Below are 21,177 nucleotides of genomic sequence, written 5' to 3' on the forward strand. Positions count from 1 at the left end.
CAATGAAACAAGAAATGACCAGTGCCGATGTTTCCGCGATTGTCGCCGAGCTTTCCGCGGGCGAAAAAACCCTCATCGACGCCAAAATTGATAAAATTTACCAGACCGGAGAAAACGAGATCCGGATCAATCTTTACGTCCACAAAAGGAAAGGGCGGGAAGATTTAATCATAGAAAGCGGCGTGCGTCTGCATCTCAGCAAATATCTGAAAGAATCGCCGAAAATTCCTCAAGGATTCCCGATGCTTCTTCGAAAGCATATCATGGGCGGAAGAATCACATTTATCGAACAGCACCAATTTGACCGGATTATTAAAATCGGCGTCGTTCGCGGCGGCGAAGAAACCATCCTTGTGGCCGAATTGTTTTCACGCGGCAATATTATCCTGCTCGACAAGAATGAAAAAATTATCTTACCGTTTAAACCCGTCACCTTCAAAGACCGCAGAATCCGTTCCGGAGAAACATACGAGTTGCCGGCCGAACAATTCAATCCGCTCAAAACAAGCGTCGATGAAATCAAGTCGGTCTGCCAAAATTCCGACAAAGATGCGATTCGGACGCTGGCCAATAATTTCAACTTGGGCGGACTCTACTCGGAAGAGGTGTTTAAACGCTGCCCTGTGGACAAATCCAAACCGGCTAAAGATTTAACGGACGCTGAAATCGAACAGATTTATGCGGCGATTTCCGAAATGTTGAAACCGGTCAAAACCGGAAACTTCAAACCGGCTTTGATTTTGAAAGAATCGAAGAATAAAACCGGTGCCGGAACTTCGGTCGCTGCGCCGGCGCCGCAGCAAAATCCAACGGAACCGGCTCAATCGGCGGATACAAAAACAGATGCCGAAAAAGATGCTGAAAATAAAGAGAAAAAACCGGAATTTAAATTGCCGGACGGCTTTGAAATTGCCGACGTCGTCGCTTTTGATTTGGTCCAATACAAAGATCAAAAGAAGATCGAGTTTCCGTCATTTTCGGAAGCATTGGACGAAGCATTCGGCAAAACAGCTCTGGAAGCGATTGTCGTCAAAAAAGAAGAAGTCAAACACGAAAAGAAATTGGGCATTTTCGAACGCCGGTTAAAGCAGCAAACCGACACGATTGAAAAATTCAATCGCGAGATCGAGAAAAATACGAAAATCGCGGAATCCATTTACGCTAATTATCAATTCGTCGAATCCCTGATTGCCGTTTTCGCATCGTCGCGGGAAAAAGGATATTCATGGGATGAAATTATCAAAATTATCAACGCCGCGAAAAAGGAACAGAAAAACGAGTTCATCGACTCGATCATTTCCATTCAGCCGGCCGATTCGTCCGTGACGGTGGATTTGAAAGATTGCAAAGCGACCATCGATATCAAAAAGACAATTCCACAGAATGCGAATGTCTATTACGACGCCGCAAAGAAATTCATGAAAAAGAAAGAGGGCGCCGAAAAAGCCATTTTGGATACGAAATCTGCGATTGAGAAGAAAGAAAAGGACAAAGACAAAAAATCTGCGTCACAATACGTTCTCAAACGAAAAAAGCATTGGTTCGACCGTTTCAAATGGTTCTATTCGTCCGACGGATTTTTGGTTGTCGGCGGCCGCGATTCGGACACGAACGAGGAAATTTTCAAAAAATACATGGAAAAGCGGGATTGGGTTTTCCACACTCAATATCCGGGCGCGCCGCTGACTGTGATTAAAACGGAAGGCAAAGAAGTGCCGAGAAGCACCATTGAAGAAGCGGCCACTTTTGCCGTTTCCCATTCCAGTATTTGGAAAGCGGGCGGCTCTTCCGGCGACTGTTATATGGTCAAAGGCGAACAAGTCACCAAAACACCGGAAAGCGGCGAATACATCACCAAAGGATCGTTCGTGATCCGCGGCGAGCGCCAATATTTCAACAACGTTGTTTTGGAACTGGCGGTCGGCATTGAACTTGCCGACGAAACGCGTGTGATCGGCGGTCCGATTTCGGCCGTCAAGGCGCGGGGAAAGCATGTGATTGAAATCGCTCCCGGCAAATTTAATCAAAACGATTTGTCCAAAAAGATTTACCGGCTTTACATGAATGAAATCAAAGACCAAAAATTCTTAAAACAAATCGCATCTCCCGACCAGATTGCGATGATGATGCCGCCCGGAGAGTCTGATATTCGCAGCGGACCGGATGGGAAGAAATCGGCGGATGACGCCGGTGAAGAAGAGTAATCGAAGGGAATGAAAATAAATCATAAAATTTGAAATAATGATGAAAAGGAGGGATGCCGACGAAAGTGATGAAAAAGGAGTTGAAAGGCCGCAGCGGCGAAATTGCGCTGATGGCGGACACGCTGGAAGATTTGTGGCACCTCAAATACATCATCGATCCGAACGACGTGGTTTTCGCGCTCACCAAAAGAAAGCCGGAAGGCGCCGACGACAAGATCCGGCCGGAAAAGCTGGAAAAAGTCACGGTCCGCTTGGGCGTTCGCGTCGAAAGCACGGAATTCCATAAATTCGCCAACCGCCTGCGCATTCACGGCGTGATCGTATCCGGAATGGACATGGGCATGCACCACACGCTCAACATTGAAGAAGGGACGAGCCTGTCGATTATCAAAGAGCAATGGAAAAACGACCAACTGCAGCGGATTGAAGAAGCCGAGGAAGCCGGCAAACGGCCGTCCGTCATCATTGCGGGAATTGAGGAAGGCGACGCCGACATCGGTCTTGTTCGCCATTACGGCGTTGAGCCGTATTCGCACATCCGCCAGTCGTCGGGAAAACGAGAAAGCGGCCTGAGAGATGTTTTTTTCAAGGAAATTGCCGACCAACTGAATTTCGTCTACAAAGACGGTGCTGCCATCGTTTTGTGCGGCCCCGGTTTTACCAAAGACGATTTTTTGATTTACTTCAAAAAAACCTATCCGGAATTGGCGTCCAAAGCCGTGACGGAAGACAGTACCATGATCGGCGTTTCCGGATTCCTGGAAGTTCTCAAGAAGGGATCCATCGACAAAATCATGCACGAGTCAAGACTGGCCCGGGAAACCAATTACATGGACGCGTTCTTAAAAGAAGTGTCCATCGACGGAAAAGCAACTTACGGACCGGCAGACGTTCAAAACGCGATCGATTACGGTGCCGTTGAAACGCTTCTCGTCGCCGATGAAAAATTGAGGGAAGAGCGGGAAACCGCTGACGGAAAAAGTGTTTCACCGATTGAAAATATGATGCAGGAAGTGGAACGCTCACAAGGAAAAGTGATCATTCTCAGTACTGAGTTTGAACCGGGAAGAAAACTGGCCTCTTTCGGGGGCGTTGCTGCGATTTTGAGATACAAGTTGGGACAGTAATAGCAGCAACAGCGGAACCGGACTGAAAATCGGCTGCTGTTGGAAATCCCGGTCCGTGACCGCAAGTTCAGACATTCGCACGCCGGAGGCGTGCGGATGTCTGAACTTGGCGGATCGCTCTTTTTGGAAATCTGATTGGAGAGATGTAATCATCTGTATTTTTAGGAACTGTGGGTGGAAAACGGATCAGGAAACATGTGTATTGTTGAAAACGGTTGGTACAAAACGGATTAGGAAAACAACTGTATTGTTGGAAACAGTCGATACAATCTAATAAAATACAAAAACAAAGTAGAGAGAACAATTTACAATTCCATGGAATTGAAAATATAAAAGAAAATAATATCAGATTCGGGAATATTAAAAATTGTTATAAAGATGAAGGAAATTTCAGAATACAACAAATGCAGGAGATGTTGTATGATGATAAATGAAGCATTTTATTTGAAATTTCCACCTCAATTAAAGAAAGCGCTTTTGGAAAAGAAAGTTAAATTCAGAAACGTTAACGAGAAGTATGAAAAATTTGCAGCTTTCAGAGCCATAAAAAGAGAAAATGAAGAAAAACCGATTCAACGCCAAGATTTTTATTCTTATGCCGAACTCGGATGTAAAGGGAGACACATTGACGAAAATGATATTTCATATTACGGATGTTCTTTATTTACAGATATTGAAGAATTAAAGAAAAAAATGAAAACCAATCAGGGTGTGCCAAATTCTCCCCTTAAAATTATCAAAGGATATGTCAAAGATTCAAATGGACCATGCACCGTCAACAAAAAAACAGCCCATGTCGATTGGTGGTTGTTTGACGGATGCGATCCGTCACCGGATTTTGAGGTGATATTGTGAAAAAGGTTTATTTCATCGTCCAAGAAAAAAAGTTTTGCTTGGAGAGAGTGCTGCTCCAAATAGATATTCCGCCACTCTTGTTTGTCTGCAAAGACGAGGAAAATCAATTGTATTTGTGCGTTTGTACGTACTCATTTCAACAACCGTTTGAACATTTGATGGTTCCGACAACAATTGACATGTTGTTAAAAATGCTCAAAAATGAGATCACGATGTATGAAGCATTTAGAGGCGCTCAAATCGGATATAAAATAAAAGAAGGGGATGAGCCGGAAAATGACATTTCAACACAGCTTTTCCGGAATGAAATCAAAGATGAAGATTTGCCGGTCAAAGGCATTTTCTTTGAATTAGACACGGAAGACATCGTTGATTACATCCACCAACTGGAAGAAGAAAAAATGATCTCAAAAAAGAAAACAAACCCGACAAAAACAACCGAATGCGCACGTATTCCTTACGGAATCAAATTCAAAAAAGTATAAAATAGAAAAGAAATCCGCTTCAACAGACGCAAAGCGTCTGTTGAAGCGTGACGTTTTTTAAGATTATTTTTAAATAAATATTAAAATTGAATTCGCATTGTGCCAAATTCTTATGAAAAAGAAACTTTTGGCACAACTTTTTCTTCTTCCGCCGCTTCAAAGAGTTCTTTCTTGGTAAAGCCGCCGAGTTTGGCGACGATGTTGGTCGGAATCGTTTGAATGGTGTTGTTGTACTTGGTCACCGTGTCGTTGTAGAACTGTCGGGTGTAAGCAATCTTGTTTTCGGTTTCCGTCAATTGGTTTTGAAGGTCGCGGAAGTTTTCATTCGCTTTGAGCTGCGGATAATTTTCAGCAACGGCGAACAGGCTTTTTAATGTACTTGAGAGCATGTTGGACGCTTCCGCCTTTTCGTGGGGTGTTGTGGCCTTCATCACAGCGGAACGGGCAGCCGTCACGTTTTCAAGAAGCTGTTTCTCGTGTCCGGCATAGCCTTTCACGGTTTCAACGAGGTTCGGAATCAAATCCGAGCGTCTTTTGAGTTGAACATCAATTTGCGCCCAGGCGTTTTCCACAAAGTTGCGCGCCTTGACAAGGTTGTTGTACATCATCACAAACGCCGCAACAACAACGATGATGAGCAGCAAAATGATGATTCCGATAATGAGTCCGGTCGACATATTGTATCACTCCGATTGAATTTTTTTATAAATTTAAATTTGTAATTTTAAATTTTGTAATTATTATTTTTTGACACATTGGATGTGTTTTGTCTTTAAAATATGATTTTGAATTGATAAGACTTCGCTTTCTTTTAAAAAATAAAAGATTGGAGGGAGAGGCGGATCAGCGGGCGCCACCGCCGCCACCACCAAAGCCGCCGCCGATTCCGCCGCCGCCAAAGCCGCCCCCACCGCCGCCGCTGCCGCCTTGATTCGGCGTCGACGACGAATAAGCCCGACCCATGCCGGTGTAGAAGATCGGATAATAATAAATCATACCGACCCGGCTGTTGGACATGGCTGCTGTCGGAACCGACAAATGCATGTTCTTCAAAGCTTGATCAGCAACGCCGAGCGCCATCGCATAAACCATGTAATGGTCCCAAATGATGACCGACGCCGGCGGATATTGTTGAATCAGCGAGTAATCGGTCAGATATTTCTCGAAATTCTTCCATTTCAAATAGAAGACGCGCCCGTCTTTGGTCCAGCGGCCCATGGACCGCTTCCAAATAGCCGGATAAATGATCAAGAAAAGGCCGATCAGACCACTCACGAAACACAACGTCGTTGTGATGCCGGTTTGCGGATAAAGGTTTGACGGCGCGATGATTTGGCTGATGAAATACATTGCGATGGAACAAAACAGCAAAGCGACGCCGGCCATACCGATCATTTTGTTGCCGGTGGCGTCGAAATAGGAATCAAATTGAGCCATCTTTGTGATTTTGGCGTTCCAGCGGTTCAAGAAATTATAGAACGAATCATTTGCCCCGAGCTTCTTTTGAAGTTTTGTCCATTCGATTTCACCGCCTTCCATGCGGTCGCTCAAGAAGGTATAAACGTCCCGCTCAAAGTCATTCAAATTACCGTCCGCGTTCTTTTCCACTTTCAGCATGATTTCCTTGACGTCCGACTTCTTCCAGTCCTTGCGCATGGTTTCATGAATGGAGAAATAATCGTTGTCAATCAAATACATGATCGTGGAAACAAATGCGTCCATCGTCGGTTTTCCGTGGCCGGAAACAATTGCGTTCACCACAGCCGGTTTCGTATTGGTCGGCAATTCCCGCTCATAAAGCGCATGATAATCTGTTTGCAACTCCCGTCCGTATTTCAAATAGATCAGAACAGGAACGGCAATGCCGCCCAAAATGACCAAGAACTGGATAAAAATGAGGAAATAAGCATAAGTGCTCTTCCGCTCATATTGGCTTTCTTCTTTGAGGATATCGTCCAATCCGTCATACCTTTGAATCGTCACAAAATCTCCGCTCGGGTTTTCCATCCTCGGATAAATGACGCGGAAATCATACCAAGTATAGGACGGAATGTTCGTTGCTGAAATCGTATATCGGTAATCGGAACCGGAAACTTGATTCCCGCTCACCGTATCCGTATAGAATGACGGATGCGTCCAATTTGTCTGTCCGCTGTAACCGGGAATCGGGGACATGGTCGTGTTTTTAAACGTCACGGTCGCGTTTAAGCTCGGCAATTGTTTTTCCCAATTGTCGCCCCAAAGCATGTAATTGAATTCGGTGACGTCATTGTAAACGTTGATGCCGCCGTAGTAATCATAAGAAATCACAAAAACGACGTTGGAAGGATTCGGTTTTGGGAGCCTGACAATCAATTCTTGTCCGCCGGACACTTGATCGACCCGGAAAGAAGAATTGGGATAGCCTTCAATGTAGCCGGTCGCGTTTTTAATCCGGATATCGGAGTTGGTATACACCAACCGGTAGACTTCATTGTAATCCTCGTCCCAACTATCAAAGGTGTAATAAATGCGTTCGTTGACATGAACGACGCCCGATTCGTTGACGACGATGTTGACATCGGCATGGTCGACCGTGTACGACTTCGCCGCCGCCCCCGACATCAACAGCATCAGGCAAAGCCCGATCAGCAAAGCAACCGCGACGAGACGCAGCGGCGCCGAAGATAAAGAAGATGTGGAATTGTTGTGCTTTTGAAGATTCATAATATCACAATCAAATGATGAATTCGAAAGATGAATAAAATGACGTGTAATGCTTAATAAATCTTTTTTTATTTGATTTAAAAAATGAATGAAATGAGAAATGAGTGAAACAAAATTGAATAAAATAATTCATTTGTTAGTCAATCCAATAACAATTCTTATGAACAAAAGGAACAATATATCAAAATATGACAAAAACCGCAAAACCAACTGAAAAATCAGAAAAAACAAAAAATAAATCGGCAGCGCCGAAAGAAACAAAAGAAGTCAATAAAGGCGGCCGAAAACCCATCGAAAAAAAGGAGCCGGTCGCTCAAAAAGAAATTCCGGCGGAATTCGACGACGAATTTTTGGACCACTTTGACGAAGACCGGATTTCGGAAAGCACGCAAATCTTTTCCGCGATTTCCAGCGACATGCGCCAGCGTATGATTCAATTGATTTCGGAAGACAGCCGCCACATTTCATCCATCGCCCGCGAACTCAACATTTCCGTTCCCGTCGCGGCGAAACACATCAAGATTTTGGAAGACGCCGGGCTCATCGAACGCAAAATTTTCGGAAAAACACACGTCCTCAGCTTGAAGAAAAACAGTTTCAATACAGCGTTTGACGCGTTCGCGCCGGTCAAAAAACTGGAAGTGGAAAAAGGAACAACGTTGATGGAAGCGTTTAAAAGCGTCGCCATCGTCGAAGTGAAAAATATCGGCGGACGAAATTTTATCGTTGCGGCCGACGGCGAAGAAGGCTATTTCTTGTATGAAGTGAACGGCAAACTGATTGACAAACGGGCGGAAGAATTCGTGTTGGAAGAAGACGCCGTCGTTTCATGGAAAAGATTGGAACCGGTCACGAAAAAGAAGCTGGTCGTTTCCGTGAAAAAATAAAAACAAAAATAAAAACAAAAAGCAGATTGGTCAGCAGTTATGAATTTGACTTGCTGCTGACATATTTTTTAAATTAATTTGCACCAACGGTCTCTGTTTTTAGATTTCAGTTTGCACCTACAGTTTCTATTTTTAAATTTCAGATTACATCTACAGTTTCTGTTTTTAGATTTCAGTTTGCACCTACAGTTTCTATTTTTAAATTTCAGCTTGCACCTACAGTTTCTGTTTTTAAATTTCAGTTTGCACCTACAGTTGACTGTTTTAAGGATTCAGATTGCATCGACTGTTTCAAACAATACACTTGTTTCTTGGTCCGGTTTTCAGCAACAGGTTCCAACAATACACATGAAACTTCCCTCAGTTTTGTACATGTTGCTGCTGATTGCACCTCCCGATCCTGCGATATCCGCTTAAACAGACGCCAAAGGCGTCTGTTTAAGCGGGATGGTTTGCATGAAAAAAACAGAAACAGATTCAAATAAACTGAAAATAAAAAATGAGAGCTGATTTCAATAAAAATCAAAAATGAACCCATATTTTTTCGCATCGCACCGCCAAAAACCAACGCCATAACGCGCGCGCAGCTGCCTGCCGGAAAAATGCACCGAAGGGAGCGTTCGCGAAGCGAACTCAATGGATTCAGACTCCCACTGCCCTTGAAAAATTCCTAGCGAAGCGACGGAATTTTTGCGCGCGGCGCTGCCCGCCGCAAAAAAAGAAAAATCATTTATCATACACTTTTTTAATCAACAGAGCCGCAATAATAACAGCCGTCGCCGCGCTGGCCAAAATGAGAAGCATCATGCTGGAAATCTCGGAAACACGAAAACCACTGCTATTGACGGTTTGATTGCCGCCCGGTTTCGGGCCGTCCGGTAAAACAGGTTCCGGCGAATCGGTCACTTTGACGTACCAATCGTTTTTGGAACTATTACCGACATACGGATCCTCATATTGATTGAAGGACGAAAAACCGGAAACAATGCCGGAACTGTTGACATAAGATTTGTCCAGCTGAAACGACAAAACCAAATAGTATTCCCCGTTCAAAAGCCGGGAACAGTAGAGGTAATCACCGTCATTCATCACAACACTGGTGATGTATTTCGGATCGGAATCGGCGGTGTTGTGCAATTCAACCAGAATCTTGTCGCCCGACCCGGAACCGGCCAAATGGAGTTCATATCCCTCGTCGAACTTTTCAATTTCGCCTTCACGCAGCAAGAAATAATTTTCAGACTTGATCAAATCACGATGCGTATATTCGCCGACATTATCGCGAATGCTCACGTTTTCTTCGCCCACGGCGTCGGCTGAAACCGGCGTTAAAAGCAGCAAAAAGGACAGAAAAAGAAGAACAGCCGAGATGGAAAAAAGAGATAATCCTCGGCTGTTTCTGTTTTGATCAATTTTGGCGTGAGAAGACATAAAGCTCAAATTATTTTTTCGTATAAATACACCGTCCGGCAATGATTTCCTCAACGTCGCCGTCTTCTTTCTTCAGCAAAAGCGCGCCGGATTTGGAAATCCCGACCACGCGCCCCTCGACAATGCGGTTGGGCATCGTGACTTTAACGTCTTTGCCAATGGTGTCCGACAACACAATGATGTCGTTTAAGATTTCGCTAAACGGCTGCGTGTTGAACCGGATGTATTGCTGCTCCATTTCATGCAGCAGCCTTTGCAGGAAATCCACGCGGTCGATACTCTTTCCGGTTTCGTCCCGAATGGTGGTCGAATTTTCCCGAAGGTCTTCCGGAATGTCTTTAAGGCTCATGTTGGCGTTGATGCCGACGCCGATGACGACGAACTCAATCGTGTCAATTTCGGCTTCCACTTCCGTTAAAATGCCGGAAACTTTCTTGCCGTTGATGAGAACATCGTTGGGCCATTTGATTTTGGCGTCGATGCCGTAACTGATCAGCGTATTCGTGACGCTGAGACCGACCGTCAGCGTCAGACGGGAAGCGGCGCTGAGCGCGACTTTCGGTTTTAAGATGATGGAAAACCAAATGCCGCCCTTCGGAGACGCCCATTTCCGGCCGAGCCGGCCGCGGCCGCCGGTCTGTTGCTCAACGACGACGATCGTTCCTTCTTCAGCGGTCGGCGCCAATTTTTTGGCGATATCGTTGGACGAGCCGGCTTCATCAAAATAATGAATATTTTTCCCGAAAAGCGTGGTGTTCAGACCCGATAAAATTTCTTCCGGGTAAAGCAACTTAGGGACTGATTTGAGCGTGTATCCTTTTTTGGGAGACGACTGAATCTCATAACCGTCTTCCCGAAGCCCTTTGATGTATTTGCACACCATCGTTCTTGAAATACCGAGCTGATCGCCGAGTTCCTCACCGGAAATGGTCTTTCCATCAGCCGCTTTAAACGCGTTAATGATTTCCGTCCTTTTGCTTTTCATCCAAATCCCTTGCTGATAATGATTGACGAATAAAATCAAATTAAAAATATAAACGAATAACTTTAAAATAAAATTGAATATTAAAAATAAATCGGTTTATACATTTATATAATTGTTTATCAAATAAATTTAAAAAATAATAAAAATGAAAATGGAATAAATGAAATAAATTAAATTTCACAGATTTATCTTTCTATGAAATTTTTCATTTTATTATTTTTTCATTTATTCCGATCTTCTTTATTTTCTTTTCTTGGATTTTTTCATGCCGGAATCCAATTCGGCAATGTTGGAAATGTAAGTGCTGACCGCCGCCGAAATCGCCGCGATGACCACTTCATCGTTGTCCAGCGCCGACGCCAGCGTCGCGCCTTTGGCCGAGTCGCGAATCATAATATCGCGAATGGCTTCAATGATATTGTTGTTGTCGATGAATTTGGTCGACAGGTTGCCTTTGACGAATTCCGGGTTTTCCATGACCGCTTTGTGGAACGGAATGTTGGTCGTGACGCCTGTCACCACGTATTCATAAAGCGCGCGTTTCATCCGGGCAATCGCTTCCTCGCGGGTTTGTCCGTAAGCGCACAACTTCGAAATCATGGAATCGTAATAGGGAGAAATCGTATATCCGACGTGAACACCACTATCCACACGGATGCCGGGACCGCCGGAAGACCGGTAGCGCCTGATTTTTCCGGGAGACGGCGCAAAATCATTGAGCGGATCTTCGGCATTGAGACGGCATTCAATCGCATGACCGCGAATTTGAACGTCTTCCTGAGTGAAATCCAAAGGCTTGCCTTGCGCAATGAGAATTTGCTGCTTCACCAAGTCGACGCCGGTCACGAGTTCCGTGATGCCGTGTTCCACTTGAAGACGGGTGTTGACTTCCAGGAAATAGAAGCTGCCGTTGGAGTAAATGAATTCCACCGTACCGGCATTTTCATAACCGGCCGCTTTGGCGGCGGCGACGGCGGCCTCACCCATGCGTTTGCGGAGTTCCGGCGTCATGATCGGCGACGGCGCTTCCTCAATGAGTTTTTGGTGGCGGCGCTGAATGGAACACTCGCGGTCGCCCAAGTAAACGATGTGGCCGTATTTGTCGGCCAAAATTTGAATTTCAATATGGCGCGGATTTAAAATGTATTTTTCAATAAAAACGGACGAGTCGCCGAAAGCCGATCCGGCCAATTTCATCGTGGTTTCAAGCGCGTCTTTGAATTCGCCTTCGTTGTTGACGACGCGCATACCGATACCGCCGCCGCCGGCGGAGGCTTTGATAAGCACCGGATAACCGATTTCTTTGGCGATTGCAATCGCTTCGGCAACGTCGGTCACCGCGTCTTCCGTCCCGGGAACGGTCGGAATGCCGGCTTTCTTGGCAATCTTTCTGGATTCGATTTTGCTGCCGAGTTTTTCAATCACTTTGGAAGACGGACCGATGAAAACGATGCCTTCTTCCTCGCAGCGCTTGGCGAATTTAGCGTTTTCGGACAAGAAACCGTAACCGGGGTGAATCGCGTCGCAGCCGGTTTGTTTGGCGATTTGAAGGATTTTTTCAGCGTTCAAATAACTCTGACTCGCCGGCGCCGGTCCGACCGGGCTGGCTTCGTCGGCATACAGCGCAAAAAGCGCCTTGTTGTCGGCTTCCGAATAAATGGCGCCCGACTTAATATCAAGCTCTCGGCACGCGCGCATCACACGAATGGCGATTTCGCCGCGGTTAGCCACCAATATTTTTTGAAACATTGATTTCACCCGTTATTCGATAATCATCAACACATCGCCGTTCGCCACCGTGTCGCCTTCCGCAATGATGATTTCCTTCACCGTTCCGCCTTTGGGCGAGCTGACGGCGTTTTCCATTTTCATGGCTTCGATCACACAAATCGGGTCGCCCTCTGACACTTTTTCACCCACTTTTGTTTTGATGGATAAAATCATGCCCTGCATGGAACTGCAAACAGCACCCGGATGGCCGGCTTTGGAACTCTTGTCGGCGGCCGGTTTTGAACCGTTGCCGTTTCCATTACCGTTTGACGAAGCGGCGCCGGATTTTTCGAATCCGATCGGCTCGACTTTAATTTCATAAACGGTGCCGTCCACTTCGACGCGGAATTCATTCGGAATACCGGAATAATCAGCGACGACAGCTTCTTTGGAACAGGGGCAGGCCAATTCTTCTTCGATGGCCTCGCCTTTGAGGAATTTCGGGGCGATGGCCGGATACAAGATATAAGTCAAAATGTCTTCTTCGGACTTGGCAATGCCTTGCGCTTCGGCTTCCTTTTTCATCTTCTCATATTCCGGCTTGAGCAAATCGGCCGGCCGGACCGTAATCGGGCGTTCGCCTTCAATCACGCGGGAAATCATTTCTTCGGAAATCGGCGCCGGAGTTTTGCCGTAGAAGCCGCGCACATAATCTTTGACTTCTTTGGGAATCACTTTGTAGCGCTCGCCCATGATGACGTTTAAAACGGCTTGCGTACCGACGATTTGGCTGGTCGGGGTCACGAGCGGCGGGTAACCGAGTTCGGCCCGGACGCGCGGCATTTCCGCAAGCACGGCGTCGTATTTGTCCAGCGCGTTTTGTTCCTTGAGTTGGGAAACCAAGTTGGAGAGCATGCCGCCCGGAATTTGGTAAAGAAGAACGTTGGTGTCGATGGTTTCCGAAATCGGGTCGCAGATGGTGCTGTATTTGTCCTTGACGTTTTTGAAGAAGCGGGTAATTTCTTTGAAAGATTCGAGCGGGATTCCGGTGTCGTATTTTGTGCCCTGAAGCGACGCGACCATCGCTTCCGTCGGCGGCTGGGAGCTTCCCCATCCGAACGGGGAAATCGCGGTGTCAATGATGTCGACGCCCGCCTCAATCGCCGCATAATAGGTAATCGGCGCCATGCCGGAGGTGCAGTGGGAGTGTAAACAAATCGGAATGGACACTTCTTGCTTCATGCCGGAAACAATCGCGGACGCTGCGGCCGGTGACAACAGTCCCGCCATGTCTTTGATGCAAATGGAATCAGAACCCATTTCCTCAAGCGTTTTCGCCATCTTGATGAAGGTTTCCGTGGTGTGGACCGGGCTGATGGTGTAACAAACCGTTCCCTGAACGTGTCCGCCGGCCTTTTTGGCGGCTTTGACGGAAGACTGGATGTTTCTGAAATCGTTCACGGCGTCAAAAATACGGAAGATATCGATCCCGTTTTCGTAGGCTTTGCCGACGAAGCGTTCGACGACGTCGTCCGCATAGTGGCGGTAACCGACGAGGTTTTGTCCGCGCAGGAGCATTTGCGCCGGTGTTTTTTCCATGCGGGATTTGATTTCCCGAAGGCGTTCCCACGGGTCTTCATTCAGATAACGAATGCACGTATCAAAAGTCGCGCCGCCCCACATTTCAAGGGAATAATAACCGACCTTGTCAAGCATTTCAACGACGTCTAACATGTCGCGTGTTCTCATCCGGGTTGCGATCAGCGATTGGTGAGCGTCCCGAAGAACTGTTTCTGTAATTTTTACGGCCATAATTTGCCTCCTGTATTTGATAAAGTGTGATGAGTATAATAGTTGCGATCAGAATCACGAAAGATAATAAATGAAAGAGAGCGGCGCGAATGCCGCCAAAATAACGACGGGCTGAAATACCGCGTTTTAAACGAATTAAAATAATAAATTGGATATGGTTTATCAGTTTTTCCCTGATATTTTGAAATTTTGAAAGTTCCTCCAATCTTTGATCCGAATTTTTGATGCCGATTTATCTGCCGTCACTTCACCCGTATTCCGACAATTTCCGTATTTTTGTAGGGGATACTCTTGAAGGATAAATCTCAAAAAAAAGGAAAAGACACCATGAAAATTGAAACAAACAAAAGAATGTCAACTATAAATAGATTTTCAGTTGGGTTAACAATAGAAGGAGGAAAGAAACCGGCGGAAGATTTTTGAAAATGAATTCACAGACCATAAATTGAGAGGATAATAAGATTTATCAGAAAAACGGTATTAGAAAACTATATTTTAATGAAAATATATGATAATGTTTTAATAGAAATATATTGATTATTTTTAAAAAATGACGGAAACAATCAAAGGACGAGTAACAATGACGGATGATAAAGGAAATGTACCGGTGCAAAACAATTCTAAAAAATATGTGTTATGGATATTGGTTATTTTAATTTTGATCTTGATTTTCTTCACTATTTATTACTATTATATGTTCGGACAGCAAGATTTGACATGCATGTGCGTTAAAAGATAAACGTTCATGCTGTTTTATTGTTTTTTGACTTAAATTTCATTTTTTTGCTTTTCTTATTTTTTATTTTTTATTTTCTTCTTTTTCCGTTTCCTTTTTCTGTTTTTTCATTTCTTCTGTTTTTTATTTATTTACTTTGTTTTTTATTTTGTTTTCTATTTTTCTTCTATGTTTTCTTCTATTTTATTCTCTATTTTATTCTCTATTTTATTCTCTATTTTTTCATTCACTTTCCTTTTTTATTTTTTCGAATTTCGGATTTTTTGATCATGACTCATGAGATCTTGTATTATTTTTGATGATTGAGCACAGCAAATTCAAGCTAATAGATATTAATTCGAAAAATATGAAATATGTGTAAAATATGCTTATTTTAAAAACGACGACTATATATTATATTTTAAAAATATGAGATATATTACACATAACATATTTATACACAAAATCCATTCTGATATAATAATGCGATGAAAATATAGCATAAATATAACATATTGCAAAAAAAATATTTTTAAAAAGAAGTATCCGATTTCAAAAACATTATTTTTGGAATGAGTTGATGATATGGATTCAAAAGAAGAAACAAAATACAAACAAAAGAAATACATCCCGGTCGCAATTATCATTTTATTATTATTGCTGGCCGTTTTCACATATTATTACGTCCAAAACAATGCGGAAGTCAACGCCATGCTTGACTGTAAGTGCGCCAATCCGTCGCCCATCGCCACCGGTTATGAACCAACCGAACCTGTCAAATCGTCTTCCCCGGACGCCATTCATGTGACGCCGGGCGGAAACGGAACAAATCCGCCGACACCGGGAATCCCCACAATCGCAAGCGTTGAGCTTTATGATTATAACCAAGACAACGCAAAATCGCTCCGTGTTGTCTTAAAAATGGATAATCCGAGCATGCAAATTACGGATTTATCAGTGGAATATGAAAATGCGAACGATCCGGCAGATAACGGAAGCATTGCGATTGACACGACGTCTCCTTCTCAATTTACAGCAATGGGTGTCAATACCGGAAAATATTTGGTTTCAATACCGGCCGTTTCCGGCAACCCGTTAGATGAAGTTGGAACTGTTCATTATAACGACACAAGCGATAAAGTTGGTTACTTAAAAACCTATGAATATCACTTTGAAATTAATACCGATGCAGGCATTTCAAAAAGTTCTTACTACCCATTCCAATCAGGTACAGGAGTAGTATCATCTCCGTTTGAAATTCAAAATATCGTTCAATTTGATGCGTTGAGATACCATACAGGAAACGACTCCGGTGGAAGATACTACGCTGTGACAAAAGATATTGATTTTCCGTCGGAATGGAATAACAATTCAGCGGGCGATCGTGCGTTATCCGATGGAACCGGATGGGTTCCGATCGGAGGAAATAAAACGGCAGCACCATCCCCATACACTCCATTTTATGACACAGACGCCTTTAGAGGAAATGTCGATTTCAAAAATAAAACATTTTCGAATTTTATAATCCAAACTGAAAAACCGGCAGCCGGTTTATTTGGCTCAATTGGTGGAATTTACAAGAGAAATAATACCACTGACGTTTGGGAATTTTACAGGAAAGCCGAAATTAAAGATTTGAAAATAACGTCAATGACCATAAAGAACGCAGGTACAACAAAACCGGTCTCTGTTGGTTCATTGACCGGATATGCGAACAATTCGACAATTAAAAATATCAACGTCACGATGGAAGTTGAAGGTAAATCCGTTGCGGGAGGACTTGCCGGATATATCGTTAACTCAACGGTCGATGATTCAAGAGTTACGGGAACGGTGGCAACGTATGAAATCAGTGCAGGTGGACTTATTGGATCAGCCTATGATTGTTCAATTAATAATTCTCATTCCGTAACGGATGTCACCGGAGGGAAGAGTGGAGGGACAAACACAAATCAAACGGCCGGACTTATTTCAAACATGGCGGGTACAAATATTAAAGACTCAACTTCAACAGGAACAATTTCCGGATACGGCCATACAGGCGGTTTAGTGGGAATAATCTATTACGGATATCCTTTCAGCAGCACAGGGTCAAAGATCATAAATTCATCACATACAGGAGATATTTCCGGCCGGAACATGACAGGCGGGCTTGTCGGGATTGCCAATGGCGGGGAAAACCTTCTCATTGAGGATTCAACGGTAACCGGAGATATTACAATATCCTTTTTGCGGTCACAAGATGAAGGTGTTGGCGGACTTGTCGGCCTGTTTAATACCTACAACTCAACAATCAAAAATTCGTCTTATGTCGGGAATATAAGTTGTGTCGGTACGACAACGAAACAGAAAGACATAGGCGGTCTTGTTGGATTTGGTTTTTCATCAAACGTCACAGTAATCGATTCAAAAGCAGAGACCAATATTACTGTGAATTACGCGGAAAATGTCGGCGGAATTGCCGGAGAAACGCATACCACGTGGACGATTGAGAATACAACCGCAATTGGGAATATCACTGCTGTGAACATTGGTCCCAACACGGCAAATATGATAAATGCCGGCGGACTTGTTGGAGATTTTAGAAACAATTCAACAATTATTAATTCGTCTTCAATGATGAACATTAACGGGGCAAACGATACAAGCCTGAGCGGAAGAAGTTATGGCGGTCTGGTCGGATCTTCAACCAATGACAGCAAAATTATAAATTCGTATGCTGCCGGAAATGTAACAAGTAATGGAATGCGTGTTGGTGGCCTTGTTGGAAGTACTTTGGGCATTGTTATTGAAGATTCATATTCCACAGGAACTGTAAAGGGAAGAGGAGAAGTTGGTGGGCTGATCGGAAACGTGACAAGAAATGAAGATCGAAATCAATTAAATCCTTTAATCATCGAGAAAATTCACCCGGCATACATCAGCAACAGTTACGCAACCGGAGACGTAATAACAACCGATACGGACAACGGCGGTCTTTTCGGAAGAATCGGATCCAATGTGACGATTGAAAATTGCATTGCTTTGAATACAAATATTTCAGGATATGATCGAATCGGGCGTGTTTACGGCTCAATTGCGACCGGTGCTGAAAACAATTCCATCAGCAATAATTATGCTTATGAAAACATGACCGTCGCTGTATCCAGATTCAGCACATCGGGCACTGTTTCTGAAAATACCGGAACAAACGGTTTGAATGTAACAGCCGCTCAAGCCAAATCTCTAACTTTCTACACAGATCCGGCAACATTAAACTGGAACGACGGAACGACTGTCTGGGAGATCAGAAGCGGATATCCGCTTCCGGTTTTAACCTGGCAAACTACCGTCCCGGCAAACCCGCCGGCTTGGGCGACGGCTTGAGAGCATTCCTTAATGAAAGATTTTCATTTTGAAAATCTTTTCTTTTTTCTTATTTTTTCCTTGGGAGAGATGACTTTATGGATTCAAACGACAAAAATTCAAAATATCGGCAAAAAAAATACATTCCGGTCGCAATTATCATTTTATTACTATTGTTGGCCGTTTTCACGTTTTATTACATTCAAAACAATGCGGACGTCAATGCCATGCTTGACTGTAAGTGCGCCAATCCGTCGCCCATCGCCACCGGTTATGAACCAACCGAACCTGTCAAATCGTCTCCCCCGGACGCCATTCATGTGACGCCGGGCGGAAACGGCAGTGGCGGCGGCGGAAATATACCGGCAGTGACGACGATTGCAGGCGTCGAACTCTTTGACTACAACCAAGATGGCGCCAACACGCTTCGCGTCGTTTTGAAAATGAACAGTCCAAGCTTATCAATTTCAGATTTGTCCGTCAACTATGAAAATGTGAATGATGAAACGGATAACGGAACGATTGCCATTGACATAATCACCAATATGGATAGTAATTACAGCGTCCCGGGAACGTATTTGGTTTCAATTCCGGCAGCAGGGGCCGGAAATCCATTGAGTGCGGTCGGCAATCCGGAAACTTATGAATATTATTTTACAGTCAACACCGACGCCGGTATTTCAAAAAGCGTCAATTATCCATTCCAATCAGGAACCGGTGCTGACGCAGCGAATGCTTTTGAAATTCAAAACATCGTTCAATTTGACGCACTTCGATATTATACAGAGACAAATGGCTCAGGGAAATACTTTGAAGTCACAAAAGACATCAACTTCCCGGAAGATTGGAACAATGCCTCTCATGCGGATTATGCAACATATGGTCGCGCCAAAACAGACGGAAACGGCTGGGTGTCGATCGGCGGAAATAAAACGGCGTCACCGATCACAGCCGGCGGAGACGTTGATCGGTTCCAAGGAAATTTGAACGGAAACAACAAAACATTCTCTAACTTCACCATCCGGTCCTCCGCATATAGTGCCGGTTTGTTCGGATCAATCGGCGGAACAGGCGTCGCTCAAAAATCCGAAATAAAGAACATCAAAATCGAAAAAATGACGGTTCAAACGTCCGCTGCGACAAAACCATCCGTTACCGGCTCGTTGGCCGGATACGCCAACAACACAACGGTTTTGAACGTCTCTTCTTCATATTCGACAATTGAGGGAGGAACACGTGTCGGCGGGTTAATCGGACAAATCAATAATGTCACCGTTAACAATTCAAGCGTCAACGGACCCGTCCGCTCAACACAAGATAATACCGGCGGATTGATTGGTGCGGGGACCAATTCGTTAATAAACAATTCTGTATCCGTTTCAGAAATTAATGCCGGAAAAGCCGGAAGCAGCGACAGTACCGCCGGCGGTATTATTGGTTTAACAAATATGGTTAATATCAACAACTCGGTTCACACCGGAAATATTACCGGATACGACTATGTCGGTGGAATTGTCGGATATTGGCAAGGTGCTAATATTTTTATTGAAAATTCAGAACATACAGGGGATATAAATGCCCGGCAAGTCATCGGCGGCATCGTCGGACTCGCCACAACCGGCGAAACATTCAAAATTAAGTCATCGAATGCAACCGGAAATATTTCCGTCGGCGCCGCATCCGGCCAAGATGGATCCGGCGGAATTGTCGGGAAGATAAATAAAAACAACACTTTGATTGAGGATTGTCATTATGTCGGCACGATTAACGGCACGAGTAATAAAACAAACGTCTATCAAGGCATCGGCGGAATTGTCGGATATAGTGTAAATAAAAATGGAACAATCATCAATTCGAGTGCGAACGTCGAAATCAACGTATTAAAAGGAAGCGGAATCGGCGGAATTATCGGACATACCGTCTTTGAAGATTGGAACGTGATTAACTCGACGTCCTGTGGAAACATCACTTCGGAAGATATCGGGACAGATATTTCAGACTTGGTCAGTGCCGGCGGTTTGGTCGGAACGATGAGAAACAACACATGGATTGTCAATTCCTCTTCATCTATCAATATCAATGGAAAAACGGTCGGGGATGTTTCAGACTATGGCGGACTTGTCGGAACATCCGCAGCCGGCGGAATTGTCAATTCATACGCCACCGGAAATATTGTCGGAAACAAAGCTCGAGTCGGCGGACTTGCCGGCGTGACGTCCATGATCCAAATTGACAATTGCTATGCCACTGGAAATGTGGCCGGCGGCACTCAAGTCGGCGGTCTTGTCGGAAACCTTGCCCCCAGCATCATAAAGGACGACCCGATAGATTTGAACCTCATTACCGGATATATTCCATCCTATTTGAATAACAGTTATGCAACCGGAAACATCACCGGAACACATACTGTCGGCGGCCTTGTCGGCGAAACGTCTGCATCGGTCATTCAAAACAGTGTGGCGTTGAACGGAGAAGTGAACGGTATCGACGCCGGAAGAATCTATTGTTCAAAAACTTTGTACCAGCCGAATAATGATATTACTTTAATAAACAATTATGCCTACGGCGCTATGACGACGACGGCCAGTAGCGGTTTTAACTACAAAACATTAGATAGAAAAGACGGAGCCGATTTACCATCCGCTTCCGATGCAAAAACCCTGACGTTCTACGAAGGAACACTTGATTGGAACGACGGAACGACTGTCTGGGAGATCAGAAGCGGATATCCGCTTCCGGTTTTAACTTGGCAAACTACCGTGCCGGCAAACCCGCCAGCTTGGGCAATAGCATAAAAACATTCATAAAAACATTCCTTAAGCGGTCTCTTAAACACGAAAGATTTTCATTTTTGAAAATCTTTCCTTTTTTCTTATTATTTAAAAAACAAATATCTTCGCCGATACCTCATGATT

General features: G+C 44.4%; 15 protein-coding genes. 8 read left to right on the plus strand and 7 right to left on the minus strand.

Annotated features, from left to right (window positions below; all coding sequences use genetic code 11):
* Positions 1–14: 14 nt before the first annotated feature.
* From rqcH to MsAg5_RS02655, 4 genes are all read left to right on the plus strand, one after another.
* On the plus strand, positions 15–2,204 hold the full coding sequence (rqcH, locus tag MsAg5_RS02640; protein ID WP_338099069.1) for a ribosome rescue protein RqcH: 2,190 nt from the start codon (positions 15–17) through the stop codon (positions 2,202–2,204).
* Positions 2,205–2,272: 68 nt separating this feature from the next.
* The gene (locus MsAg5_RS02645) at positions 2,273–3,331 is read left to right on the plus strand and encodes an mRNA surveillance protein pelota (protein ID WP_420846993.1); all 1,059 of its coding nucleotides are present in this window, start codon (positions 2,273–2,275) and stop codon (positions 3,329–3,331) included.
* A 420-nt stretch (positions 3,332–3,751) separates the two neighbouring features.
* Positions 3,752–4,186, plus strand: a complete 435-nt coding sequence (locus MsAg5_RS02650; protein WP_338099071.1) for a hypothetical protein — start codon at positions 3,752–3,754, stop codon at positions 4,184–4,186.
* A gap of 158 nt (positions 4,187–4,344) precedes the next feature.
* Positions 4,345–4,671, plus strand: coding sequence for a hypothetical protein (locus MsAg5_RS02655; protein WP_338099072.1), 327 nt, complete (start codon positions 4,345–4,347; stop codon positions 4,669–4,671).
* Between the two features lie 110 nt (positions 4,672–4,781).
* Here the strand turns inward: MsAg5_RS02655 and MsAg5_RS02660 are convergent, their stop codons facing one another.
* The gene (locus MsAg5_RS02660; RefSeq protein ID WP_338099073.1) at positions 4,782–5,348 is read right to left on the minus strand and encodes a LemA family protein; all 567 of its coding nucleotides are present in this window, start codon (positions 5,346–5,348) and stop codon (positions 4,782–4,784) included.
* 166 nt (positions 5,349–5,514) lie between these two features.
* Complete coding sequence (locus tag MsAg5_RS02665; protein WP_338099074.1) at positions 5,515–7,377, minus strand: DUF2207 domain-containing protein; 1,863 nt, start codon at positions 7,375–7,377, stop codon at positions 5,515–5,517.
* Between the two features lie 188 nt (positions 7,378–7,565).
* On the opposite strand from MsAg5_RS02665, the gene MsAg5_RS02670 reads away from it, so the two are divergent.
* Entirely contained in the window at positions 7,566–8,264 is a 699-nt protein-coding gene (locus MsAg5_RS02670) for a helix-turn-helix domain-containing protein (RefSeq protein ID WP_338099075.1), read from the plus strand.
* A 512-nt stretch (positions 8,265–8,776) separates the two neighbouring features.
* On the opposite strand, the gene MsAg5_RS02675 is transcribed toward MsAg5_RS02670, so the two are convergent.
* The 5 genes from MsAg5_RS02675 to oadA form a co-directional block, all read right to left on the minus strand.
* Complete coding sequence (locus MsAg5_RS02675) at positions 8,777–9,001, minus strand: hypothetical protein (RefSeq protein WP_338099076.1); 225 nt, start codon at positions 8,999–9,001, stop codon at positions 8,777–8,779.
* Positions 8,991–9,695, minus strand: a complete 705-nt coding sequence (locus MsAg5_RS02680; protein ID WP_338099077.1) for a hypothetical protein — start codon at positions 9,693–9,695, stop codon at positions 8,991–8,993. The genes MsAg5_RS02675 and MsAg5_RS02680 overlap by 11 nt, the downstream gene beginning before the upstream one ends.
* A 10-nt stretch (positions 9,696–9,705) precedes the next feature.
* Positions 9,706–10,680 (minus strand): biotin--[acetyl-CoA-carboxylase] ligase, encoded by a 975-nt coding sequence (locus MsAg5_RS02685; protein WP_338099078.1) that lies wholly within the window; start codon positions 10,678–10,680, stop codon positions 9,706–9,708.
* 240 nt (positions 10,681–10,920) lie between these two features.
* On the minus strand, positions 10,921–12,429 hold the full coding sequence (locus MsAg5_RS02690) for an acetyl-CoA carboxylase biotin carboxylase subunit (RefSeq protein ID WP_338099079.1): 1,509 nt from the start codon (positions 12,427–12,429) through the stop codon (positions 10,921–10,923).
* Between the two features lie 12 nt (positions 12,430–12,441).
* Positions 12,442–14,202: a sodium-extruding oxaloacetate decarboxylase subunit alpha gene (gene oadA, locus MsAg5_RS02695; RefSeq protein WP_338099080.1), complete on the minus strand. Its 1,761-nt coding sequence runs from the start codon at positions 14,200–14,202 to the stop codon at positions 12,442–12,444.
* 291 nt (positions 14,203–14,493) lie between these two features.
* Between oadA and MsAg5_RS02700 the strand changes: the two genes are divergently transcribed.
* The 3 genes from MsAg5_RS02700 (at position 14,494) to MsAg5_RS02710 (ending at position 21,057) form a co-directional block, all read left to right on the plus strand.
* On the plus strand, positions 14,494–14,625 hold the full coding sequence (locus MsAg5_RS02700; protein ID WP_338099081.1) for a hypothetical protein: 132 nt from the start codon (positions 14,494–14,496) through the stop codon (positions 14,623–14,625).
* An 877-nt stretch (positions 14,626–15,502) separates the two neighbouring features.
* A complete protein-coding gene (locus MsAg5_RS02705) occupies positions 15,503–18,283 on the plus strand; it encodes a GLUG motif-containing protein (protein WP_338099082.1) in 2,781 nt (926 codons plus the stop codon).
* Positions 18,284–18,360: 77 nt separating this feature from the next.
* Positions 18,361–21,057: a beta strand repeat-containing protein gene (locus tag MsAg5_RS02710; RefSeq protein WP_338099083.1), complete on the plus strand. Its 2,697-nt coding sequence runs from the start codon at positions 18,361–18,363 to the stop codon at positions 21,055–21,057.
* Positions 21,058–21,177 lie beyond the last annotated feature (120 nt).

This window comes from Methanolapillus africanus (assembly GCF_032714475.1).
Lineage (GTDB): Archaea > Halobacteriota > Methanosarcinia > Methanosarcinales > Methanosarcinaceae > Methanolapillus > Methanolapillus africanus.